This window comes from Tardiphaga sp. 841_E9_N1_2, from assembly GCF_051811065.1.
GTDB classification, from domain to species: domain Bacteria; phylum Pseudomonadota; class Alphaproteobacteria; order Rhizobiales; family Xanthobacteraceae; genus Tardiphaga; species Tardiphaga robiniae.
Genome location: NZ_JBPWQC010000001.1, coordinates 4,712,837 through 4,738,745 on the forward strand (window position 1 = coordinate 4,712,837; position 25,909 = coordinate 4,738,745).

The 25,909-nt window shown below is 58.6% G+C and carries 18 protein-coding genes; 15 read left to right on the forward strand and 3 right to left on the reverse strand.

The annotated features are described in order from the left end of the window. Window positions 1-7 precede the first annotated feature (7 nt). The 12 genes from AB8A50_RS22690 to AB8A50_RS22745 all read left to right on the forward strand — a co-directional run bounded on the left by AB8A50_RS22690 (window position 8) and on the right by AB8A50_RS22745 (window position 18,198). Entirely contained in the window at window positions 8-1,144 is a 1,137-nt protein-coding gene (locus AB8A50_RS22690; RefSeq protein ID WP_089266610.1) for a DegT/DnrJ/EryC1/StrS family aminotransferase, read from the forward strand. A 50-nt stretch (window positions 1,145-1,194) separates the two neighbouring features. Next, the gene (locus tag AB8A50_RS22695) at window positions 1,195-1,851 is read left to right on the forward strand and encodes a sugar transferase (RefSeq protein ID WP_439080020.1); all 657 of its coding nucleotides are present in this window, start codon (window positions 1,195-1,197) and stop codon (window positions 1,849-1,851) included. Window positions 1,852-1,856: 5 nt separating this feature from the next. Continuing rightward, complete coding sequence (locus AB8A50_RS22700) at window positions 1,857-2,864, forward strand: SDR family NAD(P)-dependent oxidoreductase (RefSeq protein WP_089266613.1); 1,008 nt, start codon at window positions 1,857-1,859, stop codon at window positions 2,862-2,864. Window positions 2,865-2,983: 119 nt separating this feature from the next. Beyond that, window positions 2,984-4,153, forward strand: a complete 1,170-nt coding sequence (locus AB8A50_RS22705; RefSeq protein WP_309941004.1) for a hypothetical protein — start codon at window positions 2,984-2,986, stop codon at window positions 4,151-4,153. Further along, entirely contained in the window at window positions 4,131-5,405 is a 1,275-nt protein-coding gene (locus AB8A50_RS22710; RefSeq protein ID WP_120287844.1) for a polysaccharide biosynthesis/export family protein, read from the forward strand. Before AB8A50_RS22705 ends, AB8A50_RS22710 begins: the two co-directional genes overlap by 23 nt. Window positions 5,406-5,688: 283 nt before the next feature. Next, complete coding sequence (locus AB8A50_RS22715; protein ID WP_439078962.1) at window positions 5,689-6,387, forward strand: helix-turn-helix transcriptional regulator; 699 nt, start codon at window positions 5,689-5,691, stop codon at window positions 6,385-6,387. A 369-nt stretch (window positions 6,388-6,756) separates the two neighbouring features. Continuing rightward, complete coding sequence (locus AB8A50_RS22720; protein ID WP_439078963.1) at window positions 6,757-7,977, forward strand: glycosyltransferase; 1,221 nt, start codon at window positions 6,757-6,759, stop codon at window positions 7,975-7,977. Further along, on the forward strand, window positions 7,974-9,227 hold the full coding sequence (locus AB8A50_RS22725) for an O-antigen ligase family protein (RefSeq protein ID WP_231078481.1): 1,254 nt from the start codon (window positions 7,974-7,976) through the stop codon (window positions 9,225-9,227). The genes AB8A50_RS22720 and AB8A50_RS22725 overlap by 4 nt, the downstream gene beginning before the upstream one ends. Before the next feature lie 3 nt (window positions 9,228-9,230). Further along, entirely contained in the window at window positions 9,231-11,216 is a 1,986-nt protein-coding gene (gene asnB / locus AB8A50_RS22730; protein ID WP_439078964.1) for an asparagine synthase (glutamine-hydrolyzing), read from the forward strand. Between the two features lie 11 nt (window positions 11,217-11,227). Further along, the gene (locus tag AB8A50_RS22735; protein ID WP_439078965.1) at window positions 11,228-13,183 is read left to right on the forward strand and encodes an AAA family ATPase; all 1,956 of its coding nucleotides are present in this window, start codon (window positions 11,228-11,230) and stop codon (window positions 13,181-13,183) included. A gap of 7 nt (window positions 13,184-13,190) precedes the next feature. Next, the gene (locus tag AB8A50_RS22740; RefSeq protein WP_439078966.1) at window positions 13,191-15,356 is read left to right on the forward strand and encodes an oligosaccharide flippase family protein; all 2,166 of its coding nucleotides are present in this window, start codon (window positions 13,191-13,193) and stop codon (window positions 15,354-15,356) included. Between the two features lie 112 nt (window positions 15,357-15,468). Beyond that, window positions 15,469-18,198 (forward strand): AMP-binding protein, encoded by a 2,730-nt coding sequence (locus tag AB8A50_RS22745; protein ID WP_439078967.1) that lies wholly within the window; start codon window positions 15,469-15,471, stop codon window positions 18,196-18,198. Between the two features lie 64 nt (window positions 18,199-18,262). Here the strand turns inward: AB8A50_RS22745 and AB8A50_RS22750 are convergent, their stop codons facing one another. Then, on the reverse strand, window positions 18,263-18,790 hold the full coding sequence (locus tag AB8A50_RS22750) for a DsrE family protein (protein ID WP_439078968.1): 528 nt from the start codon (window positions 18,788-18,790) through the stop codon (window positions 18,263-18,265). Window positions 18,791-19,416: 626 nt separating this feature from the next. Here AB8A50_RS22750 and AB8A50_RS22755 point away from each other — a divergent pair. Genes AB8A50_RS22755 through AB8A50_RS22765 form a run of 3 tightly spaced genes read left to right on the forward strand, consistent with a single transcriptional unit; the run spans window position 19,417 to window position 22,386 of the window. After that, window positions 19,417-20,691: a hypothetical protein gene (locus AB8A50_RS22755; protein ID WP_439078969.1), complete on the forward strand. Its 1,275-nt coding sequence runs from the start codon at window positions 19,417-19,419 to the stop codon at window positions 20,689-20,691. Window positions 20,692-20,746: 55 nt separating this feature from the next. Then, window positions 20,747-21,769, forward strand: coding sequence for a TAXI family TRAP transporter solute-binding subunit (locus AB8A50_RS22760; protein ID WP_089266912.1), 1,023 nt, complete (start codon window positions 20,747-20,749; stop codon window positions 21,767-21,769). Next, a complete protein-coding gene (locus AB8A50_RS22765; RefSeq protein ID WP_439078970.1) occupies window positions 21,766-22,386 on the forward strand; it encodes a hypothetical protein in 621 nt (206 codons plus the stop codon). Before AB8A50_RS22760 ends, AB8A50_RS22765 begins: the two co-directional genes overlap by 4 nt. 225 nt (window positions 22,387-22,611) lie before the next feature. On the opposite strand, the gene AB8A50_RS22770 is transcribed toward AB8A50_RS22765, so the two are convergent. Together AB8A50_RS22770 and AB8A50_RS22775 are read right to left on the reverse strand one after the other, a co-directional pair. Then, complete coding sequence (locus AB8A50_RS22770; RefSeq protein WP_439078971.1) at window positions 22,612-24,000, reverse strand: HlyD family type I secretion periplasmic adaptor subunit; 1,389 nt, start codon at window positions 23,998-24,000, stop codon at window positions 22,612-22,614. A gap of 104 nt (window positions 24,001-24,104) precedes the next feature. Continuing rightward, window positions 24,105-25,904 carry a type I secretion system permease/ATPase gene (locus tag AB8A50_RS22775; RefSeq protein WP_439078972.1) on the reverse strand — a complete coding sequence of 600 codons (1,800 nt, stop codon included), beginning with the start codon at window positions 25,902-25,904 and terminating at the stop codon, window positions 24,105-24,107. Window positions 25,905-25,909 lie beyond the last annotated feature (5 nt).

The window sequence follows — 25,909 nt, forward strand, 5'->3', positions numbered from 1 at the left end:
TGAACACATGCTATTGGTATCAGAGCCAGTCCTGGGTCCGGACGAGCAAACAGCCCTAGCCTCTGTCATCGAGAGCGGCTGGGTTACGATGGGAGACCGGGTCCGGGAATTCGAACAAGCGTTCGCTCATCTTCATGAGGCCGAGGATTCGATCGCCGTCGGCTCGTGCACGGCAGCCCTCCACCTCATCCTGCACGCGCTCGGCATTGGGCCGGGCGACGAAGTTCTCGTTCCATCGCTGACCTTCGTCGCCACGGCCAATAGCGTTCTCTATGTGGGAGCGCGCCCCGTCTTCGTCGATATCGATTCGGCCGAGATTCCGTTGATGTCGCTGGATGATGCTGAAGCCAAATGCACATCGAGAACAAAAGCGATTATTCTCGTCCATTTCGCCGGTTACCTCGCGCATCGCGACACTTGGCAGTCTTTCGCTCGTCGCAAGGGCCTGCTCCTGATCGAGGATGCAGCTCATGCGCCCGGACTGCCCGCAGTGGGGACCTATGGCGAGGCGGCAGCATTCAGCTTTTACGGCAACAAGAACATGACGACCGCCGAGGGCGGCGCCATTATCGCCCGCAGCCGCGCTTTGAGGGAAACCATCAAGCGAGCACGGTCTCATGGCATGACAAGCAGCACGCGACAGCGCCTCACCAGTCGTCGTCCCGACTACGATGTCACGATCCTCGGATTCAACTATCGTATGGACGATTTGCGCGCTGCCGTTGGCCTTGCCCAACTCAAGAAACTTCCGGAATGGAATGACACCAGGCGACGCCTGTCACTGTGCTATCGTCAGTTGATGGCGGAGCATTGCCCGGCGGTGATGATACCCTTCGCGAATCCTTGGCCATCGGCGCACCATCTGATGCCGGTCGTCCTGCCGACGGCAACCGATAGGCAGCCCGTGATCGATCGGCTACGCAAGCGCGGCATACAGACTACGATTCACTATCCCGCCGTCCACCACCTGACATTCTACAGAGAACTCTATCCCGATACATTCTTGCCGCGCACCGAGGAGTTTGCCCAACGGGAGCTCACGCTGCCGCTGCACCCCCGGATGAACCCGGCCGACGTGGAACAGGTAGTGAATTCCCTTGCCGCCGCACTTGGCACAGAGTTTCCATTAGGGGCAATCGCTTAGCCATGCGCGGGGCAGCGAACCAGCTCCTGGCGTCAACTCCTGCTACGCAGGTGGGCTTGCGGCGCGCCCTTGACATTTTGTTTGCCGGTGCCGCGACAGCGACTCTCGCTCCTCTCTTCCTGATCGTAGCACTTGCTATCTGGATCGAAGGCGGAAGGCCGATTTTGTTCTCGCAATTTCGTCTCGGGCAAAATGGACGACCATTCCGTATGTACAAATTTCGCAAGTTCAGGCCGGATTGCGACCGGTATGGATGTCCGCTCACAATGGAGGGAGACGGCCGCCTGACTAGGATTGGCCGCATCCTTGCCGCGAGCAAGCTGGACGAGTTACCGCAACTCTGGAACGTTTTGCGCGGCGACATGGCGCTCGTGGGACCGCGGCCTGAATCGCTCGCATTCTTCGACTGCTTTCACGGTGGCTTCGAGAAGCTTCTCGACCACAAGCCCGGTCTTGTTGGTCCGTGCCAGGTCATGTTTCGACATGAAAGCAAGCTCTATCCCGCTGACGTTGCGGCTGTGGATTTCTATCGACAAGTTCTGTTCCCGACCAAGGCGAAAATCGATCTCGCTTATTTCCCGCGCCGAACACTGGCTTCTGATCTCGGCTGGATTGTTCGTGCGGCCTGGGCAATCGCGGTGGGATCGTGGACCGAATACACGCGGAAGAATCAATCGAGAGAATCTAAACAACAAACCGGACATTGACGGCCATGAATTACCTTGGTGCCAGAATTCTCGTTACGGGAGCCGACGGTTTCATTGGCTCGCACCTGACCGAAGCGCTTGTTTCGGCAGGGGCCAACGTTACCGCTCTTGCCCAGTACAATTCCTTCGACAGCCATGGTTGGCTGGACGACCTTCCGGATTCGACCCGAAAGAAAGTCAACCTGGTTCGCGGCGACATCCGCGATGCGGCTTTCGTCGGTCGTCTCGTACCCGGCCACGAAATCGTCTTTCATCTCGCGGCACTGATCGCGATCCCCTATTCCTACGTCGCTGCGCAATCCTATGTCGAAACAAACGTGCTCGGCACCTTGAATGTGCTCGAGGCCGCGCGGCAGTGCGGCACCGAGCGGGTCATTCACACGTCGACCAGCGAGGTCTACGGCACAGCCATAACAATGCCGATCGATGAAACTCACCCGCTGCAGGGACAATCGCCGTATTCCGCTTCCAAAATAGCCGCGGACATGATGGCAGGGGCTTTTGCGAAGTCGTTCGGCGTACCAGTCGTCATCCTCAGGCCATTCAATACGTTTGGGCCACGACAGAGCGAAAGGGCGATCATCGCTGCCATCATACGGCAAGCGTTAGATCCTTCCTGCCCCGCGATCATGATCGGAGATGCAACAACCGTACGTGACCTTACATTCGTTGCAGATACCGCGGCCGCGTTCATGGCTGCCGGACTGGCCGAGGGCATCGAATACGGCCAGCCATATAACGCAGGTAGTCAGCGGGCGATCATGATCCGCGACCTGATTGATGTCATCGTCGATCTTACTTCCAGCGAAAAGCCTGTGCTTCAGGATGAGAAGCGTCTGCGACCGACAAATTCGGAAGTGCGAGCGTTGCTCGCTGATTGCACCCGTTTCGTCCATGCAACGGGATGGTCACCGCAGGTCACGCTGCGGGAAGGGTTGGAACGGACAGTTGACTGGTGGCGTCATCGCCTTTCGGGAAAGCAAGTCCGGCGGCAGAGGGATTTCATCACATGATGGCCCGGCTGGGTTATGCCCGAGCTCTCCTGTGCTGTGGCGCCCTTGTCTTGCTCGCTTCCTCAAGACCCGCCTCAACGGAATCGCTCGCAAACGCTCAATTCCTCCCGGCGCCCGCCATGGATTTGCCTGGCTATCTCGCGCCAGTCGTCGATGCGTCCCTCGGTACGACCTTGGTTCGTGTGACCACGCCTGAAAGTCCGATGGGAAACGGCATGGTTTGCAAGCGTTCCTATTGCACCCATCGCTATTCGAGTGCGCAGGCGTGGAACGCCGACCAGAGCCTGCTTTTGATTGTCAACGGATGCAATGGCCTGTGCTTTCTTGATGGGCACACCTATGCTCCACTGTTCCGGCGACAGCGCGGGGGTGAATGCGAATGGCATCCGCAAGATCCAGAGCTCATGATTTGTGTCGCCGGGCGTCGCATTTCGCGATGGGCGCCGCGAAGCAACGCCGAAGATGTAATTCTTGAGACGGAAGTATATCGGGAGCTTCAATTCGGCCCTTACAAGGGAAATCCCTCATGGGACGGTAACCGTATCGTGGTGCGCGCCATCGGCCAGCAGGGCACGCTTGTCGCATTTGCGATGGATCTTTCGGATCGCCGGAAATTTCCTGATATTGAGCTGGCGCGAATTCCCGGCAAAAACAGCTATTGCGGAATCTCGCCGCTGGGCAAGTACATATTCTGCCAGCAGTCTCTCATTGACTTCACAGATCAAGCATTTGTCTTCAGCATTGAGGGTGATCTCCTGCAGAGCTGGACAGAGCATCACCGGCCCGGCCACGGCGACATGACCGTCGATGCCGGCGGTGATGAAGTTTATGTCGGCATCAGTAAGTCGGCGCCCGACAAGTATCAGGTCATCAAACGGAGACTCCAAGACGGACAGGTCACGGCGCTCGCTCCCTATGGAGAAGCTCAGCATGCATCGATGCGAGCGATACGCCGTCCCGGCTGGGTCTTCATGAGTTATGCCGGCGCCGCGCTCGCTCCCGCCGGCGGCAAGAAAGTGGCACCGTTCGCTCAGGAAGTTATCGCACTTAAAATCGATGGCAGCGGCGAGTTTCGACGTATCGCGCATACGCGCAATGCTCCGTATGACTATTGGAGCGAAACGCATGGCTCACCTTCTCCTGATGGATCGCAAGTCATCTGGTCGAGCAACTGGGGGCAACGAGGCGGGCCGGTATTTGATTTTGTTTCCCGCATCGACTGGGCTGATCGAGACAGCGGAAACGACTTAGCGCAAGGAGATCGTCATGAAGGGCAGCAGGCGCAGTAAGACTTTTAGCTATGTCCCCATCAGCGTCTGGGCAGGGATCGTTGTCTTGGCAGGCAGCGACGGTTGCCTTGGAGCTCAATACAGCCTCGCGCCTGGCGATACTGTCGAGGTATCGGTCGGTGGAGCGCCTGAACAGCGCAATAGAGCTCAGATCCAGATTGACGGCACCATTGCTCTTCCCGGGGTCGGTACGGTGCCGGTTGCAGGTCTGACCCCGTCGGAACTTCAGACTCGCATGGAGACGCTGCTGCAGTCCAGGATTCTGCGTCAGCGCTCACCGGATGGGCGAGAGCAGGCGCTCGTCATCAAGCCTGGGGACGTGATCACGAGCGTCGTGGAATATCGACCGATCTACGTCACAGGCGACGTTCTCACGCCCGGCCAGCTGGTGTATCGCGCGTCCATGACTGTACGCCAAGCCGTTGCAGTCGCCGGTGGCTTTAGCCTGTTGCGTTCTCGCGGTCAGGTCGGTGCTATCGATCCGGCGGATCTGTTGCGCGATTACCAATCTTTGTCGACCGAGTACATCAAAGAGTATATCCACGTGATCCGCACCAATGCGGAACTCCAGGGCAATGACAGCTTCGATCAGAAGATACCCAGCGAAGTATCTTTGCCGGTCTCCGTCATCGAGTCGCTCATGCAATCCGAGTCGGCGTCGCTAAAGACCGCGCAAATCGACTATCGTAAGGAACGAAGCTTTCTGGAGGATGCGGTCAAACAATCGGAGGCTCAGCTCGTAACCCTCAGGAAGCAGCAGGACGGTGAGGAAAAGGGTGTTCAGGCCGATGAGGATGAGCTGGATCGGGTAGCCAAGTTGTTTGGTGCAGGATCCTTGCCAAGCCCCCGTGTTACGGAAAGCCGACGCGCTCTTCTGTTGTCGTCGACAAGGCGTCTTCAGACGATGGTCGAAGTTATGCGGCTGCAACGTCAGCGCGACGACTTCGTGCGCCAGATCGAGCGGGTCGCCAATCTACGAACCATCAATCTGTTGCGCGAGTTGAAGGATTCAACCGTTCGCATGGCGGACTTGCGGGTTAAATTGCAGGCGTTGAGTCAAAAATTGCAGCCTGTCGGCGGTGCGGGAGCACTACCTGTCGGAACCAGCGATCTCCGAGCAGAGGTAACGATCGCACGAAAGGTCGGCCAGCAGTGGAACAGGATCGTCGCATCAGTTGATTTCGATGTAGAGCCGGGAGATGTGGTCGAAGTTGCGCTGCGCCCTTCGGGAGTAGCCAGCGCATCTAACTGAGCCATTGGCACAAGCGGGGGTACCCACAAAGGATACCGCGCTTACGACCTCTGGCCGGACGCCTGCACAAAACTGCGCGCTGAGGCGCGCATCGCTTTTCCAGCCGACATTTCCTCCATGTCATTCAGACCGCTAGGGGCCCCACGAATAGTAGACTGCCTCAGCCAAATGTGCAGTCGGGTTACCTCAATTTGAACATTTACATGGCTCGTCGAAATTGGAATGCTTTCCCTCCGATCAATCCTTGTCATTCGATTGAAGTAGTAGCGAAGGGAATGACGACATGTTGAATTTGAACCAGAGTGCCACATTGCCCGGCGCAATTGCATCGCTTCATCCCTGCAGGGAATCCATCTTCAACATTTCGAATCGTGCTCCCGCTATCCGGCCAGACGCTGACCCAGGCAAGAAGCCCGACCTTGGCGAGCAACGTGACGTCCTACACGCGGTTTTGGCGCGTATTGGCTGCGGGCAAGTTCTGCTCAAGCGTGGCTGTGTGCTTGACGTGAGTGCAATCGGACGTGCGATATTGGAACGCGAATGCAACCTCACCACCAGCCCTGAAACGCTCTACAGGGCCGTCAAGCAGCTGGTGAACCGCGCGGGAGCCCAAATTCCCGTTGGCTCGACATCATGGCTCGCGACTTCCTTCAAGGAGGGCGTCACCAGCCTTGTAAGCCAGATGGTCAATGTTTGGACGGATGAAACCAGCACCATCATTCTGCTCGATCTCGACGCTCATCCGGAGCCGACGCCCCAGGCGCTCCGGTGTTTGTTCGGCTTCACAGCCGCGGAAACCCAGCTTGCAGTCGAATTGGCGCGCGGCCATAATTTGCTTGATATTGCTCGCGCCCGACGGCTGAGCCGGACGACGATCCGCTCACATCTGGCCTCCCTGTTCGTCAAGACACAGACACGGCGGCAGGCGGAGCTGGTTGCATTACTCGGGCGTGTCGCCGTCCTGCCTTCTCCCGGCAATTGAGTCCGACGATAGGCACCCAGGCGAGCCGCCTTGTTCATCCGGGCATAAACACAGCGGCAAGTGAAACGGGTCGCCGACCGGCCCGCTTTGCTCCGACGTTTGAACTGAGTCCGGATCTGACGACGCGACGCTTCAGCTTGCGTACATCATGCCAAACGCGCTTCGGAGTAATCCTAGTCGTGTCGATGTCTCAATTCTTCAGGATCGCCGAATACGTCCGACGCGGCCGTCATTCGAACGAATGAAGACACTTTGTGATCGCCTCGTAAGCTCACACCGTCCGCTCATACGCGAGGACATCGAAATTCATCTGTAGCCGATTCTCCGGATCGACTGAGCTGCATTCCGATTGCGACCGAAAGGATTAGCATGACGTTGCATGTGCTTTGTGTGGGAGGCGAGGATCATGCCCTGCGGATCCCATTTCTGGCAGCTTTGCGCAGTCGTGGCTTTCGGGTGAGCGCTGCCGGTACTGGCGCTGCACTCCCGTTCTCAAATAGCGGCATCGAGTATCATCGCTATGACTTCAATAGATTCGGCGCACGGGTTGCTGACCGCCTAGCTGTCGGCCAGCTCTCACAGCTTGTGCGTGGCATTCGACCGGACGTTGTTCAAACGTTCGATACCAAACCAAATCTGCTTGCCCCTCTTGCGGTGAGAGGCGCAATTCCCATTGTGCGCACCATCAACGGAATGGGTTGGGTATTCTCCTCGGCACAGCTGAAAGCTCTTGCATTCAGGCCAGCTTACCTAGCGCTGCAGCGGTTGGCCGCCTGCTGGACCTCGGCAACGGTATTTCAAAACAAGGAGGATGGCGACTTTTTCCGCCGCTATCGTCTGCTTGGCAGCAGCCCCGCTGTACTGATCGGAAGTTCGGGAATCGATGTCGATGCTTTCGACACAGCGCGGGCTCAGGCGCCGTCCACCGCACAACTTCGTACAGAACTCGGACTCGGTGACGACGAAGTCGTCATGACTGTGAGCCGACTGACCGTACAAAAGGGCATACCCACGCTTCTGGATGCGGCGGCGATTGTCCGCGAAGCGCGGCCCCGCGTTCGTTTCTTGCTTGTCGGTCCAAGGGAGAGCGAAGGTCCTTTTGCCGTGGATCAGGCTTTGATTGATCGATACGCACCACACGTAATCGCTCTCGGTGCGCGATCCGACGTTCCTGCGCTTCTCGGAATCGCGAATGTCTTTGCCTTCCCGACGGAGTATCGGGAAGGAATCCCCCGTGTTCTGCTGGAAGCAGGATTGGGGGGTGTGCCTATTGTCGCCACGCGTATGCCAGGCTGCGGCGATGTTGTGGTGGAGAACTGCAATGGCCATTTGGTGCCGCCCCGGGACCCGCGTGCGCTCGCCGCAGCCATTCTCGATCTTCTCCAGGATCCTGCCCGCGCAAAGAGCATGGGACAGCGCTCGATCGCGCTCGTGCGCCGTGAGTTCGACCTGAACGTCGTGGCTGACCGCTACGCCGATCTCTACAGGAAGCTGATTTTCACCGGGAGGCGAAGCGAAGATCCGGCTGCTTTGTCTCGCGACGCCCATGAAGATCGAAGGGTTAGCCAGCACAGCGGGAAATCATCATGATCGCCAATGCGCTTCTTTCTTTTGGCATCGTGCTTACGACAGCTTCACAGCTGCGCCTTCCCGGAATTCCGCTGGGTGTTGGCGAGGTCTGTCTTGTCCTGTGGCTAGCCTTCGTCTCATTGCGAGTCATCGTTACCGGCCAGATTTACAACGCGACAGCTTTGCTCCGAATCGGTGCGTTTTGGGCCTGTCTTGCACTCGCCCTGAGCATAGGGACATGCGTGGCCTATCTGAGCGAGGAGCTGGACCTTCCTACGATGTTGCACGACACCTTCGCGTATCTGTTGGTGGCAGCTTTGACCTGCCTCATCGTCGCAACGATGGAAGCCAACGCTGCCCTACGTCAAACCCAATGGTTCCTGCTCGCTTTCTGGAACATCGCACTGGTCCTTCAGATCGCTGCGGGCTGGTCCATCATCAGCCTGCCGTCGGTCGATCCATGGTATTGGGATCGATTTCGAGGCTGGGCGGAGAATCCCAATCAGATCGCTCTCTATTGCGCCGTTTTGACGCCGCTGTCTCTCAGCCTTGCCCTGTCGGCCAAAGGGTTTGGCCGCATAGCGGGATCATTCAGTTGCCTGCTAACCTTCGCCGTCGGGCGCCTGACCAAAAGCGATACATTTCTTGTTGCGATGGTGATTGCCACCGCGATCTTTTCTTTGCTGCGTTTGCGCAGTTGGCTGACCTCGCCACAGCACAGACTAAATTTCCGGTCGGTGGTCGCGGTTCTGGTCATCGCCGCCGCCGTCCCTCTGGCGCTCGCATTAGCACCGTATGCCGTTGCGACCGCCGATGAGTTTGAAGGTCTGGCAATCAGTCTGGCCAAGGACCGTGGCGGCGAGGCAACGAAGCGCACCGCGTCCCTGCGACTGCAACTCTGGGAAGATGCACTCCATCGAGGGCTGGAAACCGGATCGCTCGGGCTGGGGCCAGGCCCGCATCTAGAGAAGCCGAACGTCGCCAATAACAAGGCGCTTCCAACTCCTTTCGAAGCCCATAGCACACTGCTGGATATATTTACGCAAGGTGGCCTGCTCGCTGTGATTGCCGTTTGCGGCCTCTTCGCAGGCACGTTCATGCTTATGTTCCGCGCGAAGCTCGATGCCCTGGCAGCATTGTTCGCTGCGCTGGCCATTTTCAGCATCAGCCATTTCATCTTGCGTCATCCCATCGTGTGGTTCGCGTTTGCTCTCAGCCTGATCCTCGGATCGGCGCGCCCGCCGTCGCCGCACACGCATATCGGAAGCTAGATCATGTGTGGAATCGCCGGAATTCTTCAGATGCCACAAGCTTCCCGATCCGCCGATCTGGATGCGATCGGCCGAATGACGAATCGTTTGCACCATCGTGGACCCGATGCCCACGGTTCGTGGTGCGATCGCGACGCCGGGATTGCATTCGGGCATCGCCGGCTCTCCATCGTTGACCTCACCGACGCGGGGCGACAACCGATGCTTTCCGAGAGCGGCCGATTCGTCATCACATTTAATGGTGAGATCTACAATCATCCGTCGTTGCGACAGGAGCTTCAACGCCTCGGCCAGAACTTCATCGGCAGCAGCGATACCGAGGTCTTGCTCGCGATGATCGAGAGATGGGGATTCGAGGCTGCCCTGGCGCGCTGCAACGGCATGTTCGCAATCGGCCTCTGGGATCGGCAGACCCGTACGCTCCATCTGGCCCGCGATCGAATGGGAAAGAAGCCCCTATACGTCGCCAGAACGAGAAATGCCGTTGTCTTTGCTTCAGAGTTGAAGGCGATCGACGCGTTCCCCGATTTCGTTGCGGAGGTCAATCCGCGCGGGGTCGCTGAATTTCTCGCCCGCGGCTGGCTACCGGATGAACATTGTATATGGAAAGATGTCTTTAAACTTCCGCCCGGCAACATTCTATCTTTCGGCGCCGATGAACTTCTGGCATCTCGGGATGCTGCAGCGCTTCGGGCAAAGGCGCGCATTTGGTGGTCGCTGACCGACATCGCAAAGCACGGCCGAAGAAACCCCGTTTCCGCGGACGATGGCGAGCTCGTGTCGCATCTTGATGGCCTACTTCGCGAGGCTGTCGGTGAGCGCATGGTTGCCGACGTGCCAATCGGGCTGTTCCTGTCCGGTGGCATCGACAGTTCAACTGTCGTCGCCCTGATGCAATCCCAATCCACCCGGCCCGTCCGCACGTTCACTATCGGTTTCGGCGAGCCCGCCTTCGACGAAGCGGCCAGTGCCGCGGCCGTGGCTCGTCACCTCGGCACGGACCACACGGAGTTACGTCTCACTCCCTCGGAGGCCATGGATGTCATTCCCGAACTGCCCCGTATTTGGGACGAGCCGTTCGCCGATGAATCGCAGATTCCGACACTGCTGCTATCTCGCCTCGCCCGCCGGGATGTAACTGTTGTCCTCTCCGGTGACGGCGGAGACGAATGTTTTGCTGGATATTCCAGGCATCTTTTGACCGCCCGTCTGGCTCCCCTCCTTAACTCCAATCGAGCACTTCGGCGTACGGCGGCAATGGGTGTGTCATTGCTCGCCCGCGGTTTGCGAGAAGACATCGCTGACGCGTTGCCTCTTCCTGGCCGCCTACGACGGATGATCGGAAGCGACCGGGTTAACCGCCTTGCGCAACTGTTTGCAGGCAATGATGCCGACGACATGTACCGGAAAGTTATGCGGCTTTCCGAGCTGCAATTGACCCCGGAGCAGGTAACCAATTCGGCTAAGGTGCCGCCGCTGAACGATCTTCTATCCGACTTCATTGTGCGGGACATGATCGGTTATCTTCCCGGCGACATTCTGGTGAAGCTCGATCGCGCCAGCATGGCGACAGGCCTGGAAGCGCGCTGTCCAATTCTCGACCATCGCATCGTGGAATTCTCCTGGCGGCTGCCGAACACGGCCAAGGTGCGCGACGGACAGGGCAAGTGGATCTTGCGGCAGGTTCTCAGCCGCTACTTGCCGCGCCACTTGATAGATCGACCCAAGCAGGGCTTCGACGTGCCTGTTGGCGCCTGGTTGAAAGGCCCCCTGCGCTCATGGGCTGCAGACCTGCTCTCCGAATCACGCCTTAACCGCCAGAATTTGCTGGACGTACAACGAGTCCAGAGCTGCTGGCAGGATCATCTGAGTGGCAATCGCGATCACTCGCGAATGCTATGGGCCGTCCTGATGTTGCAATCATGGCTGGGAATGATGGTTGAACAGAGTACGTCCCGATCGACAGATACCCTCGAGCCCGCACAGTAGAGGAGCGAGCTATGGAAGCGTTAGTAGGAAGACGTATTCGATCCCTGCAGGCTCTTTCGCCGGATATGGCAGAGGACGAACTTGGGCGGCGCCTGACGGAACAATCCCTGGCTTCAAATGACGGTCTTCAGTCTTTGAATCGCGTGCTGGATAGCGTGCGGAAGTACAAGCGGCTTGTCGTCAGGATGATTGTCGTCGGCACCTTGCTGGCTGGAGTAGCCGGCCTTCTTATGTCTCCTTCTTATCTGGCGACGGCACAACTTGCTGTTGACGTCCGACAGTCCGGCGCAGTCGATGCCTTGAATGCCGGTGGCGCATCCGCAGCACCTACACCGGCCGCCGAGGAATCCACCATCGACACACATGTCACGGTGCTGCTTTCCGACGCCTATCTGCGGAGACTCCTTCCAACGCTCCGCGCTCTCGAAGATGCGAGGCACGGTGCTGAAACGGGGTCACGAACGTGGATGCAAAGCTTGCGCACGCTCTTTGGTCGTACATGGTCAGCAACCAAGGAGCTGCTACTTGGCAAGAACCACGAGCCCGATGACGGGTCGGCTCTCGCTGCTCTAAAGCGCAGCTTGAAGGTTGGTCAGGAGCGGCGCTCCAGAATCATCGCCGTTACTTCTACGGCCGCCAATCCGCAACGAGCGGCGGAAATCGCCAATACGGTGGCACAATCGTATGTCGACGAGGTCGCGCGTCAGAAGCAAAGCGATGTGGAGTATGCTTTGAGCTCCCTTGCGACACAATCATCCAAAGTTCAGCGGGACCTTGCAAAGGCGGAGGAGGAACTAAAAGCCTCCCGTCTTGGCCAGCCCTCACCCTCACGGGACGCCGCGCTGGAGTGGCAGGTCACAACGCTGGCGCAACAGTTTGAAACGCTCCTGCGGCGACGGCAGGAGCTCACCGCAAAAGGTCTGACCGCGCAATCAGACGTCAGTATTCTCGCCACGGCCACACCGCCAGAACGACCGACCTCATTACACCCGCTACTTATGATTCCTCCTGCAGCAATTATCTTCGCTCTGCTGGCTTGTGTTCTCGCGGTCGTATTGAATCACTTCGATCGGACCCTGCACACGGAAGCCGACGCCGCTGAAGCTCTGCGTATTCCATGCGCCGGACTGATACCTTCGATTCCACTGGAGCCAGGCAAGCAGCCGCATTATGTTTTGGAGCAACCTGCGAGCCTCTATGCCAGAGCAATCCGCTCCATTCTGGTATCCATACTAGCCTCCGACCCGGCAACCCCCCGATCGCAGCGTGTTGTCCTCGTCAGCTCCAGCATCGGTGGGGAAGGCAAGACCACACTTGCATGGAGCCTTGGTCTTTACGCTGCCCGGCTTGGGTGGCGCACTCTACTCCTTGACTTTGGTCAATTCACTCGTCGACCGGGTGGCGAAAGCGCCAACTTACTCAGCGTGCTGGCGTATGGTCGTCCACTTGCAGACGCGATCGAACATATCGATGAGTCCGGAATCGACTACCTGCCCGCTACATCGTTTGGGGGGCATCGGCTTCGGATTCTCGCCGACCCCAAGATTCCTTCGTTGCTCCGGCAACTGAGCGACACCTACGATTTCGTGATCATCGACGGGCCCTCGCTGCTAGAAGCTCCGGAAGCACGACTTCTGGCGAGTTGGGCAGACCACGTTTTGCTCGCCATTCACTCTGGAAGCACCGATCGTGAGGCGGCGCAGACCGCGCTGCGTCAACTTGTTCGGACGGAGCATCTCAATCCCGCCCAGAACACGGGATTCTCGTCGGTCTTAACTCGCGTCGAACCGCCACAGCAGGACCAGTTCGGCGAGCGCGCTCAGCAACGGTTCAAGAGGACTTGGGGCGCACTCCGCCAGCGGTCGAAGAGAGTAATCACCTGGCGAATGTGGGGCGGAGACGCAATCGAACTGAAACGCTCCGGATCACCCAAATTGCCCCCCCGCAATTGGTTGAGAAGCGATTGAGGGCAGCATGATTATCGAGACTTTCGGTCCACCAGGCGCTGGCAAAACAACCTTTAGTGAGGCGCTCGCTCAACGCCTGCGTGACCGTGGGTATGAGGTCGACCTCGTACTTACGTTGCCGCATCTATCCAATCATCTTCTAAACTTTGGTGGATTTCTTCCAGCGCTGCAGCGCGTCACTCTTGCCATCTTCGCCACTATCGCAATCTTGTGCCGTCCTGTCGCAAATGCCCGAGGGCTACGTCTGGCGAAAGAGTTGCTCCGACTGATGCCACCCGACAATCCCGTTTGGTGGATAAGGCTTAGCCAATATGTCGTTCGGTTTTCCTGCGTATGGAGAGATTCGCACAAGCCCGATCGCATCGTCTTGTTCGACCAGGGATTCGTGCAGATCGTTTGCACCTTGGCGCTGTTTAGCCGAGCAGACGAGAAGACGATCGCTCATGCAATCGGTATGAGGACGCAATCAGATCTGCTGATCCGCTTTGATGCTCCGGAGGAACTATTGGAACAGCGCCTCCATGAGCGGGTACGCCAGAAAACGTACATGGAGAAATGGTTCGAACCCGATGTAGGTACCTTTCTCAAGGCAAAGCCGATTACTGACTACGTTGGCTCGCTGCTCGCGGCCGAGCATCAACAGATGATCTGCATCAACTCGCTCGATCCCAGCCTGATGTCCAAGGCTCTCGATCGCATCGAAGAGGAAGTCTCCAGCAAGTTCAGGCCCGACGGAGCGGTCGGTTTGTCACCTGGGGCAGCGGACGACAGCTTTGAGCGCTGTGCGGAGAAGTTCACGCCACCTTTGCCGGCGCCCGAGACAATCGGAACTTTCACAGCTCAGGCTCAACCCGAGCTGGCTCGGCGCATGGCCAGCGCAAGCCTGTGGGCATTCGTTATCTATGTTGGCGGTGCCGGACTGACGTGCGTGGCTCAACTTGTCATTGCCCGTACGATAGGAGCGACGAGTTACGGTATCTACTCATACGTCCTGGCCTGGACGACCCTTCTGTCCTACATCGCGGGACTCGGGTTCAACACGGTTCTGCTGCGATATGTGCCGGCCTATAGCGCGACCGGAAAGTGGCCATTGGCGCGCGGAGTCATTCAATTTGCATTCGGACGATCATTGTTGGTTGGGATGTTGATTGCGATCTGCGGAGTCGCCACCGCACTATTCCTGTCGGAGACGCTTCATCGGGAGCTGACTGTCAGTCTGGCGGTTGGCATGGCGACCGTCCCATTGGTCGCGCTTTACGTTCTCGGTTCTGCCACGGTACGCGCGCTGGGTGGCGTCATTTCGGCAATTGCGCCCGAACGCTTCGTTCGGGACGGCCTTATGGTCGTGCTGCTTCTGCTTGCCGTGGCACTCAACGTCACGCCAATCGATGCGACAACGGTCCTGATCGCTTTGATGGCAAGCTCTGCCGTCACAGCGGCCATCGTCGGACTGAGCATGCGGAAGCTTTGGCCGCCACAACTACGCTCGGCGGTGCCGGCTTATGCACCTCGCGACTGGTGGCATCTCGCCTGTCCTGTCATGATCTTGATTGGAGTTGAGGTTCTTATGAGCCGCGCCGGCGTGATTATCCTCGGCTGGACCGGCGATGCCCACGAGGCTGGCATCTTTGCACTGGGGTTGAATTTAGCTCTTTTTCTTGTTCTCCCTCGTATGGCAGTAGGGACTTTCTTTTCGCCAAATGTCTCGAAGCTTCACGCTCATCGGAATGAGGCAGCGCTTCAGAGCCTGTTTGCCCGAGCAACTGTCCTGTCGCTGGCTGGAACAGTCGTGCTGGCACTTCCACTTTTGTTGCTGACGGTACCGCTACTCCGCTTTTTCGGCGAGGAATTCGTTGCAACAGCTCCGGTCGCCCAAATTCTCGTCGTCGGACAGATCTTTGCTGCTGCTACTGGTCCGCAGCAAAATCTTCTGACCATGACTGGGCACGAGCGAGCAGCTGCCGCAATCACAGCGATCGGAGCTATCATGAACGTTGTCGCCTGTGCGATCGGCATTGCTTTCTTTGGAGTGATGGGTGCCGCCGTTGCGACGGCCGTGACGAATGTAGCCTGGAACATGGCAATGGCGATCTACATCTACAAACGCGTGAACATGACGGCCGGCCTGCTCTTTGCCTTTGTAGAGTTTCGTCGGCCCGCCGCCGCTGAATAGCGCGGTAATTGGATAGAGGCCGAAAAATTGGTGCAGTCCTATCATTCACTCGAAGGACGTCAATAGCCGACGTGTGGCCTACGATCTCCATCCCGCAACGGTGAGTACCGTCATGCAACTTCAGAGATTTCCCGATGGATCCTTGGCGAAACGCGCGAAAACGTTCGCTGGCGGGCGCGCACTTTCCGGAGATTCAAGCGAGCCTGCACAAGCACTCTGGATGAAACCTCCCGAACTGCCCCTCGACCTGGGCGGGCCCGTCGATCGCCCGTTCAATCGTATGGGAGTCGAGTTTGCCTGCGTGCCCGCGATCACGCATCTGGATGCGGTTGCAAAGAGATTTCCGAACAACGTAGCCATCAGCGACGACACCCGCCAAATCACATATTCGGATTTTCTGATCAGAGTGTTGACGCTGGCCCAGGCTATTGCAGCGGTGGCTCCCGAAGGGCGGGCCGTCGGCCTGTTGTTGCGCCACTCGATCTGGCATCCGATCGCCATGCTTGCATGTATGGCCGCAGGGCGCCCCCTGGTGCCGCTCAATCCGCGCGATCCCGACCAGCGACTTGCCCACATCGTTGTAAATGCGCAGATTTCTGTACTGATCGGCCAGGGCGACAGTAGCTCAACCAAATGGATCGACGAAGACGGCCTGCGTTGGATCGATATTACGCGCGCCAACGAACTTTCCGGCAACGCCGCATCGCTTGAGCCGATCTCGGTGGATGCTCCTGCCCTCGTGCTCTACACCTCGGGCAGCACCGGACAGCCAAAGGGCGTTGTGAATAGTCAACGCAGCTTGCTCCAGCGCGTCCAGCAATATGCGGATGCATGCCACATAGACGCCACTGACGTCTTCATGCCTCTGAGCGGCCCTACGACCATTGCGGGCACCAGAGAGATGCTCACGGCCTTGCTGACCGGCGCAAGATTGCATATGGCGGATGTCGAGGCCCTTGGCCTTCGCGGCGTGTTGCGTCAGATCCGATCGCAGCAGATAACGATCACCTACATCGTTCCCGCTCTCCTGCGGGCAGTGATTACCGCGAGCGAAACCGGTGATTTCGAATCGCTCCGGGTTGTTCGCATCGGCGGCGAGAAGGTGCTGTGGACGGATGTTGCACTCGTCCGAAAGGTCGTGAAGCCCTCCTGCTTCATCCAGATCAGCTATTCGTCGACCGAGACTACCGGCACGCAGTGGTTTCTTCCCGACGACTGCAAGGAAAGTGATTTCAGCATACCCCCGGTTGGCTATTTGCTTCCCGGAATGTCGTTTGCCGTCGTCGACGACAACGGGGTGCCTGTGCCCACCGACGAGGTTGGGGAGCTGATCATTAAGAGTATGCACGTGCTGCTTGGTTACTGGGAGAACGGTCAGGTGCTTCCTGCATTACCCGACCCGGATGACGACCGTTGCCGCATCTTCCCGACAGGCGACCTTGTTACGGTCGATACGCGCGGACTGATGCAGATGTTGGGACGAAAGGGGCGTCAGCTCAAAATCAATGGACGGCGTGTCGAACCGGCTGAGCTCGAGGTTGTCGTACGCAGGATCCACTATGTGAGCGACGCCGTCGCCATCGTCACCGATTCAAGCGAGCTGGTGATTTTTGCGTCGCCAGGTGTCGAGGCCAAGGCAACATTCACGGCCGACGTTCGGGACGTTATCAGGCAGACGCTTCCGACCGCATTGCATCCCACCAGACTGCATGAAATCGCGGAACTTCCGCGCCTCGCCGGCGGAAAGATAGACGTCGCAAAACTCAAGGCGCTGGATAGCGAGAGCCGAAGAGGTCCGCCCCCGCCTCAGCCTCCAGGGGCGGGCGAAGTGAAGCAGGCCGGAAAAATGGTGGCGCAGGTATGGACGCGGATCCTAGGTACGACCGACGTTGCCAGCCGCTGGGACGAGGCAGGTGGCGATTCCCTCAAGCTTTTGCGATGCGTGATGGAGCTGGAAGAGCTGGTCGGCCAAGAGCTCAACATGGAAGCCTTCACGGTGGACATGAGCGCAGCCGATATGATTCAGATCGTCGCTGCAGGTGGCCGATCGCAGCGGCAACAAGCCGCCGGGGAATTCCTGCCTCATCTGGTGATGTTGCCAGGCTCGATAGGTTATGGTCCGAGTCTGGCGGCGTTCGGGGCACAGCTGAGCAAGATGGCTCATGTGATCCCGATCCGCTACCCGGATCTGACGTCTGCCCTGACCGGATGCGGCTCGGTCGACCACATGGCGACATCGGCTCTGGAGCAGATCAACGCCGTTCATCCCCGCGGCGACATACGTCTGATCGGCTATTCGCTGGGTGGCGGCGTCGCATTTGAAGTGGCAGCCCGGCTGATTGCGGAAGGCCGGTCAGTGAAATTTCTGGGCATTCTGGATACGAATATCGGCCCCCGCAGGAGTGACTATCGGGAGACCCTGTCACGTACGCTGCAGCGAGTTAGATCACACCGGGTTACGATGTACCGAATGCTGTGTCGCGCTATCGCAAAATGTGTTGCTCGACTCCACTGGGAGGTGAAGTTCTGTCGAATTCTCGATGCGAGGATCTGGACGCGTTTGGCCGGCACCCGCTTCATGCTCAAGTTGGAGCTTGAGGAGATTCTCCGGATGCAGGAATTCGGCCGCTGGGTGGCGAGTGCCAAACCTCGCTTGCCAATTACCGGAACGCTATTCCTTTGCAACCGGCGAGGGTCACCAGCACACCTCGGATGGGACTCTCTGTTTGCAAAACTGGAGGTAATTCCGATTGCTGGCGGCCATCTCGATCTCGTGATCGACCCGCATTTGACCGTCAACCGACCGGTCATCGAACGAGCGATCAAGTCGTCCTGTTCCTGATCTTCGACCAACAGATCCAACAGATTGGAACGAGGCGATGCTGATCGCAAAGGCCCTCTTTGGATCAAGGTCGCAAGTAGCTCCAGCCTCGCTCTTGCAGCTCCATGATCCGTACCACTCCGGATTTGGTGACCTTGGCCTGCGGGATGAGAGGAATATCTTTCGCCTCAGCTTTTGCCATGTTCTCGCGGGTGTTCCCGCATGCTGAAAAGGTCAGCTGTGGCATGGTTTCGCTCATGGATTTGATGCGCGCTTTGACGGGAGAAGTGTCATCTCGCAGCATATGCAGTCCGGGTCCAAAAACGACCACTTCGATCCCCACCTTTTGACCGATCTCGCTGTAGTGCTGAGCTACGTTGCTGACATTATTGAGAGCGAGATTGATTGTCGCGGGGTCATTGACGTCAACCTGTATAACGAGCCGATGGGGCTGCATTCGGATGGCGGCAGTGGTCACCTTGGCGTTGGCGTTCATTTTGGCAGAAGTCTTGGCAGACGTATTGATTTCTACAGCGCCGCTGGTTTGGGTGCTCAGCATCAAGATACTCCCAACGGCGGCCATGCTGGCGAAGACGACGAGTGATCTGTTCATGTTGTTTCCTTGAGTGTGCTGGGAGTGCGGGCTCAAGTGTGCGCGATAGCGTAATCGCGCGCGAACGGGCGGGTCAAGAATGGTTCAGACAATGCAGGCGTGATCTACTTAATTGCCGCGATTGGTGCGCCTACCTCGTTGTGACTACTTCCATTGCTACATCGACAAACGGCCGATGAAGGCTGTGTCATCAAAATGGACACACATAAAAGCTCACCTGAGTTGTCACGATGTGGTCACAGGCAGTTGAGGTAGCATCGCATTGGCTACCGCGATCCAAAGCTGTTGAGGGCTCCCGCGCAACAAGCAGAACCGCTGCGCGTGCCTCGTCTGCAGTAGGAGCTTGCATTCTGTGGGTCCTCATTGGGGCTGCGGAGGATGGGCTATGCGGTGAAAGCCAATTCCGCGCGCAGGCCTCCGAATCTTCTCAAACACGGGAGCGGAACAGGGCTGAAGCCCTTGCACCTGTGCTTGTCGCGCCCCCCCGAGCAGAACTCAATGCAGCCCAGTCGACGGCTGAAGCGACCAGCACCACGCTAAGACAGGCGCTTGATCAAGAGCGAGCTAGGGCAGACGCCCTTGCGGGTGAACTTGCGACCCTCCGGGCGGAACTCGAGACGGCGCGGGTGTCAGGCAAGGAATCTGCCCAGGCCATCGAGGTAGGGATCAGGCAAACGCAAGCGCTCGAACAGGAGCGAGACAAAACAATCGACCTTATGCGTGAGCTTGCCTTCCTTCGGACGGAACTCGACGCGGCGCGGATCGTGATTTCGAAAGCTGTGCAAGCCACCGAGGCAGAGATCAAGCAAGAGCAGGCGCTCGAACAGCAGGAGCGGTGGAAGGCAGACGCGCCCGCCTATGACCTTGCTTCCCTTCGGGCGGAACTCGATACGGTGCGGATCGCAGCTTCGGACGCCGCAAAAGCCACCGCGGCAGAGATCGAGCAAAAGCAGGCGCTCGAACAGCAGCTCAAACAGCAGCAAGACGGGACGGAAGCCCTCAAGCGTGAATTGATCTCTCTCCGGACCGAACTCGACGCGGCGCGTGCCGCGAAGCCGGAGGCTGCGCGGATCGTCGAGGCTGCGAAGGTCGAACAAGAGCGCGCATCTGCAAAGGAGCGCAGCCGGACCGAGGCAGTCGCCCGCGAGCTCTCCTCGGCGCGTCAGCAGATCGAGGAGCATGCCAGCCGCCTCGCGGCGGCACACGCTGAGGTGCTTCGGGCGACGGAGGCCAGCAACACCACGGCAGCAGAGCAGAAGCGAGCTCTTGCCAGCGAGCGCGAGCGTGCTGACGCACTTGTGCAGGAGCTTGCTCTTGTTAAGAACCAACTGGAGGCTCGAAACCAGCAGCTTGCTGCCGTGAGTGCTTCTCGGACTCTCGCTTCGCGCCAACCCGCCCCTACTGGCCGGAACGAAGGCGCGGCGGAGCCCCATGCGAAGACGACCGAGGGAAAGATCGCCTTGCCGCAGTGGGCTTCCACTCAGGCCGTCGCTTCATATGCGGAACGATCGTCCGTGTTGGAAACGCCACCGCAAGCACGGTCGACCGCTCGCGAAGCCGTGCCAAGTGTGGAGCCGAAAGTCCCCGTGGCATCAGAGGCAACCGTGCTGGCGAGTGTCGCTCCCTATTCTGTGGCGGACGAACAGAGACTGCTTGTTCGGGCGAACGCATTGCTCCGGCAAGCTGACATCAGCGGGGCGCGCCCATTGCTTGAACACGCTCTTGGACATGGTAGCGCGCGAGCCGCCTTTATGCTCGCGGAGACCTACGACGCCCGCGTGCTGAAATCGTGGAGCGCACGTGGGGTCCACGGTGATTCCAGAAAGGCACTCGAACTGTATGAAAAGGCACAGGCGGGCGGCATTGAGGATGCGAAGGCGAGGATTGAGTCGATGAAATAGCAGCCTGCTCCTGACGCGTCAGCCCTAGATGGTCATTCCGAAAATGGAGACTCGCATGTCGCTCATCAAGTTCTCATTTGCTATGGCATTAGCGGCGTTTGGGCTGCAACTGGCTGCCAATGCCCAATCTCTCCCGACGCGCGAGACGCAGGCTATGGCGGCGGTCAAAAGGACCGAAACGGCCGCGAAAGAGCGCATCAATGCATGGACTGTCGGCCTCGCCGGCGGGCTCATTGAAGGGGCTCCGCTTCGTCTCGCGGCAGAGATCGCTCGCGTCGTAAACGAGGAGGATAAGCTTCACGTCCTCCCGATCGTGACGCGCGGAGCAACGGAAAACGTCAATTCGCTGCTGTATCTTAGAGGCGTTGATGCGGCGATCATCAACACGGATGCTCTTGAGGAATATAAAGCTCAAGTTCCGTCTATCGAACGGCGCATCGTTTACGTTCTGAACCTCTTTCCGTCCGAACTGCACATATTCGTCCGCCCGGAGATCCGGTCGCTCGAAGAGCTCAAGGGAAAAAAGGTCAATTTCAATACGCAAGGTACGGCAGCCGCCTATTCCGGTCCGCTGATCTTCAGTCGGCTGGGACTAAACGTGGAAAAGATGTTCATTCCGCACCAGGTCGCATTGGAGCAAATGAAGCGCGGAGAAATCGCGGCCGTTGTGTTTGTGACGTCAAAGCCCGTCGACGCTTTTCTGAAGGGACGCTGGGATCCCGGATTTAAGTTCCTCCCCGTCGAATACGGCGCCAAATTTGAGGACTACTATCTTCCATCGTCTATCGATGCGGCGGACTATCCGAGTCTGGTGCCGAAAGGTGAGCGGATAGCGACGATTGCAGTCCCCACCATTCTTGCGGCCTATAACTGGCCACAACAGTCTGACCGATACCGGCGCGTGGCGCGCCTTGTCGATCACCTGTTTGGTCGCTTCGACCGGTTGCAGTCCCCTGGTTTCGATCCGAAATGGAAAGAGGTCAATCTGCGGGCCAGCGTGCCGAGCCTCGGCCGGTTTAAGCCGGCGCAGGAATGGCTTGATCTTCCGCAAGCCGTAACAGCGGGACGGTCCCCATGAAGCACACGGGTACTCTCGGTCTGGCTGTGCTCTTGATTATGAGCCAGACTGTGTGTGCTCAAACCGGTGGCGCCATAGATCGCCTGAAGACCTGCTCACAGTTTGAAGGCATGGAGCGCTTGAAGTGCGTCGATGAGCTGTTGGGGGAGATGACCGAAACCCACGCTACCACGCCGTCTCCAAGTCCGAACTGGATCATCAGCGAGACCACCTCTCCGGTGGATTATCAGCCGCAGATTGAGGCGCTGATGACAGCGCGCACAGCATCGCAAAATGCTGCCTCCGCGTTCGCCATCCATTGTCGCGCCCATCGCACGGAGTTGATAATTTCCACAACTGGATCCTGGAAGCCGGTCCCGGATGGCGAGGTGAAGGTCGCGCACCGGATCAACGAAGAGCCAGTTGTTGAACAGCGCTGGCGGGCGTTAGAAACGGGGAAAGGTCTAGCCTTTCCAGGCGACGTTGTTCGCTTGCTCCGCTCAATGCCGGATGGTGGCCAGCTTCTCGTTAAAGTCCACGTTGGGAAAGGTCCACCGTATGAAAGTACGTTTCAATTGGTCGGCTTGAATGCCGTCCGACGCAAGATGGCGACGGCATGCAACTGGCCCGCGCCCTGACCGACGCGCGTACGAGTGCAGGACAACGCGACCAGTTCCCTCACCTCCGTTGCGAAGATACCAGCCCGACATATCTGTCGCCTCGCCGCATGCGCAGCTGCTTTCGCACCCGCTCGTTCATCCAACGCTCCAACATCTGCAATGTCTAGGCGTTGCGGCAACGATGGTTGTGCTGAACCAAGCCGCCGGCGATGCCTCGGCAAGTCGCGACGCCAGTTGGCCGCCTTAGTCCTCCCGCATGCCACGCCGTATCGCATCGGTCATCGGTTGCATGAGATAGGCAAGAACGGTGCGTTCACCAGTCGCGATCAGGACGTCGGCCATCATGCCGGGCTTGAGCTTCTCACGAATTTTGTCGGGAAATTTCGTCACTTGCACTGAAACCTTGACTTCGTAGTAAGGCTGGTGCGTGGCTTCGTCGCGAAGCGCATCGGCTGCCACCGAGAGAACCTCACCGATGGCGATCGGCGTCGAGCGAGCCTTGAACGAGGGAAGCCGCACTTCCGTGGGCATGCCGATTTGTACGTGATTGACATCGAGAGAGGATATTTTCGCGGCAACCACGAGGACGTCGTTGTCCGGTACGATTTCCATCAAGACGTCGCCCGGCTTGATCACCGCGCCGACCGTATGGACTTTCAGATTGACGATACGTCCCGAGCGAGATGCACGCACGTCCATCCGACCAAGAACGTCAGCGGCCATGCGCAGCTTCTCGCGCGCGTCAGCGAGCTGAGCGCGGGTGTCGGCAAGTTTACCGGTGGCTTCCTCCAGAACTTTCTGCCCGACCTGATTGATCTGTAACCGTGCTTCGTCGATGATCCGTCCGAAGCGCGCGATGTCGGCGTCGTATGAACCAATTCGGCCCTCAAGGTCGGATTTGGAACGCTCCAGAGTCGCAATCCGCGCGAACGGAACAATCCCCTGGTCGGCGAGCGGCTTGAGCTTGGTATATTCCTGCGCCATGCTGTCGAACTGCGCGTGTGCAGCCTTGCTTTGCGCAGCGTTTCCCTGGATCTGGCGCTGCGCCTGTCCGACCTTCTCTTCAAGGATCGAAACCTCGATCTTTCGCGCGACGCGGCGTTCCTCGAACCGCCGCTTCTGGTCGCCCATGGCACGCTGCGCAGAGGGATCGGAGGCCTTCTGCGTCAGTTCGGATGGAAACGTGATCGTATCGGCCCCATCGGCTTCCGCAAGCAGGCGCGCCTCTTCCGCGATTGCCGAATACACGGCCGAACGCGCGATCTCCTCCCGTGCCCGGTCCTGAGTTGGATCGAGCCGCAACAGCACCTGTCCCTGTTCGACATGCGCGTCGCCCCTCACCATCAGGCTTTGGACGATGCCGCCTTCCAGGTGCTGTACGGACTTACGGTCGCTCTCGACGACGATCGAGCCCGCAGCCACGACGGCACCGTCGATGGAGGCCAGGCCAGCCCAACCACCAAACACAACGAAGGTCAGGAACACGATGCCAAAGCCGCGTCTCGCCGGAGTGCGCCAATCGCCCGATGGGTCGCCATTTGCGTTCCCGGCGTCGCGATTCCGGAATATCGACAGCCATACCTTTGATAGCCAGATCAGCAACCGCGCCTTGATCTCCATAAATCGTTGCAAGACATCAGGCCTGCGAAACGCGTGGCCGCCATCGCTCAAACGTCTGAGGAGTCGCGCCAGTTCGTCCTGAGCAGCAATCTCTGCTCGCAATTTTGGAATCTTCATCATTGCCTCGTGACATGGACAGGCCGAGCCGAACTTGGGAACGGCGCGTGGCGCGAGGCCCCATCAACTCGGTGGCTTTCTGTTGCGATCCGCGGCTCGCGGCGCATGGGCGCAACGGTCTCACCAAGAAGCAAGGGAAGAAGCTCTTCGCGCGTACCCGCGCGCCCGATGCGTCCGTCATGCATGAAAACAATCTTGTCGACCAATGAAAGGAGATTTGGTCTGTGATTGATGATCACGATCGTCACACGCTGCTTACGGAGCATTTGGATGGCGTCTGCCAGAGCACGATCGCCGTCACCATCCAGATTGGCGTTCGGTTCATCGAGCACGACAAAGACGGGCCTGCCAAAAAGTGCGCGGGCCAACCCGATGCGTTGTCGCTGGCCGCCGGAAAGACCCGCCCCGTTTTCCCCGATGACAGTGTCGTAGCCCTGCGGCAGCCGCTGGATCATGGCATGCGCCGAAGCCAGCTGCGCCGCCTCGACAACCTGTTCATCCAACGCGCCGTCACGAAAGCGAGCGATGTTGTCGCGGACGGTCCCGGCGAATAATTCAACATCCTGCGGCAAGTAACCGAAACTTTGTCCAAGGAAACTGGCCTCGAAATGCCGGATGTCATTTCCATCGACGCGTACGCAACCCTGTGCGGCTGGCCAGGCTCCAACCAGCGCGCGCGCTAAGGAAGATTTGCCGGAACCGGACGCACCGACGATCGCAACAACTTCGCCAGGTGACAGCCGGAAACTGACATCGGAAATCGCCGCCAGCTGCGATCCCGGTACCATAACGGTCAAAGCCTCGACGGAGATGTTGCCGACCGGGGGCGGCAATCGCGTCGGTTGTCTTTCCGTCGCCCGCGTCCGCAGAGCCTCGTCGAGGCGGGAAAAAGACGTCCGCGCTGACACGAACGCTCTCCATTGTGCGACGGCCGCCTCAACCGGCGCCAGCGCACGCCCCATGATCAGGGAGGCAGCGAAGAGAACGCCTCCCGAGATCTCCTGATGAATTGCCAGGTAGGCCCCGACGCCCATAATCGCCACTTGAATCGCCATCCGCAGAAATTTCGAGATTGCGAGCAGCGTTCCGCCGCGTTCTCCGGCCTTGGCGCTTTCAACGAGCGCCTGTCCATGCGTGACGCCCCAGGCGGCGCGTATGGCGGGCCCCATTCCGAGACCACGGATCGCTTCCGCGTTACGAAGCGAGGACGTCAATCGGTCCAGAGCGTGGAGATTCTTGAACGAAGCCGCCATCAGCGGCGCTTTGGTGGCGCGCTCATTGAGAAAGGCGAGCGCAAGGATGACCAGCGCGCCTGTCAGAGCAACCATGCCGATCGACGGATGAAGCAGAAAACACATGCCGAGAAAAATCGGAGTCCAGGGTGCGTCCATCAGAGACGTGATCACGCCGCCGGATAGAACGTCGCGCAATGTGTCGACGTCGCGCAACAGCTGAACATGATGCGAGCTTCCTGTGCGCACTGCCTGCGCGAGAGCCGTTTCGAAAGCTTCTCCTGACAGCAAATGGTCGAAGCGAATTCCGGTTTGCACGAGAACACGGCTGCGAAAGTGCTCGAGTGCTGCGTAACTGATGAAAAGCGCGAGCGCGATCAGCGAAAGCAGCAACAGCGTCATCGCGTTTCGGCTCGTCAGCACGCGATCGTAGATCTGCATCGTATAAAGCGGCGAAACGAACACCAGGAGATTTATGAAGATAGACAGCCCGCCAGCGGCAAGCAGGCCTGGACGTATCTGGCGGAAAGCGTCCGCAAGCGCGGGCGGTCTTGCTGAAGTATACATGTGTG

Bases quoted from the DNA above. Each gene is read 5' to 3' on its own strand.
- AB8A50_RS22740 (WP_439078966.1), top strand. From the start codon at position 13,191: ATGATTATCGAGACTTTCGGTCCACCAGGCGCTGGCAAAACAACCTTT.
- AB8A50_RS22775 (WP_439078972.1), bottom strand. From the start codon at position 25,904: ATGTATACTTCAGCAAGACCGCCCGCGCTTGCGGACGCTTTCCGCCAG.
- AB8A50_RS22705 (WP_309941004.1), top strand. From the start codon at position 2,984: ATGGATTTGCCTGGCTATCTCGCGCCAGTCGTCGATGCGTCCCTCGGT.
- AB8A50_RS22725 (WP_231078481.1), top strand. From the start codon at position 7,974: ATGATCGCCAATGCGCTTCTTTCTTTTGGCATCGTGCTTACGACAGCT.
- AB8A50_RS22715 (WP_439078962.1), top strand. From the start codon at position 5,689: ATGTTGAATTTGAACCAGAGTGCCACATTGCCCGGCGCAATTGCATCG.
- AB8A50_RS22690 (WP_089266610.1), top strand. From the start codon at position 8: ATGCTATTGGTATCAGAGCCAGTCCTGGGTCCGGACGAGCAAACAGCC.
- AB8A50_RS22700 (WP_089266613.1), top strand. From the start codon at position 1,857: ATGAATTACCTTGGTGCCAGAATTCTCGTTACGGGAGCCGACGGTTTC.
- AB8A50_RS22765 (WP_439078970.1), top strand. From the start codon at position 21,766: ATGAAGCACACGGGTACTCTCGGTCTGGCTGTGCTCTTGATTATGAGC.
- AB8A50_RS22710 (WP_120287844.1), top strand. From the start codon at position 4,131: ATGAAGGGCAGCAGGCGCAGTAAGACTTTTAGCTATGTCCCCATCAGC.
- AB8A50_RS22720 (WP_439078963.1), top strand. From the start codon at position 6,757: ATGACGTTGCATGTGCTTTGTGTGGGAGGCGAGGATCATGCCCTGCGG.
- AB8A50_RS22750 (WP_439078968.1), bottom strand. From the start codon at position 18,790: ATGAACAGATCACTCGTCGTCTTCGCCAGCATGGCCGCCGTTGGGAGT.
- AB8A50_RS22745 (WP_439078967.1), top strand. From the start codon at position 15,469: ATGCAACTTCAGAGATTTCCCGATGGATCCTTGGCGAAACGCGCGAAA.
- AB8A50_RS22735 (WP_439078965.1), top strand. From the start codon at position 11,228: ATGGAAGCGTTAGTAGGAAGACGTATTCGATCCCTGCAGGCTCTTTCG.
- AB8A50_RS22760 (WP_089266912.1), top strand. From the start codon at position 20,747: ATGTCGCTCATCAAGTTCTCATTTGCTATGGCATTAGCGGCGTTTGGG.
- asnB (WP_439078964.1), top strand. From the start codon at position 9,231: ATGTGTGGAATCGCCGGAATTCTTCAGATGCCACAAGCTTCCCGATCC.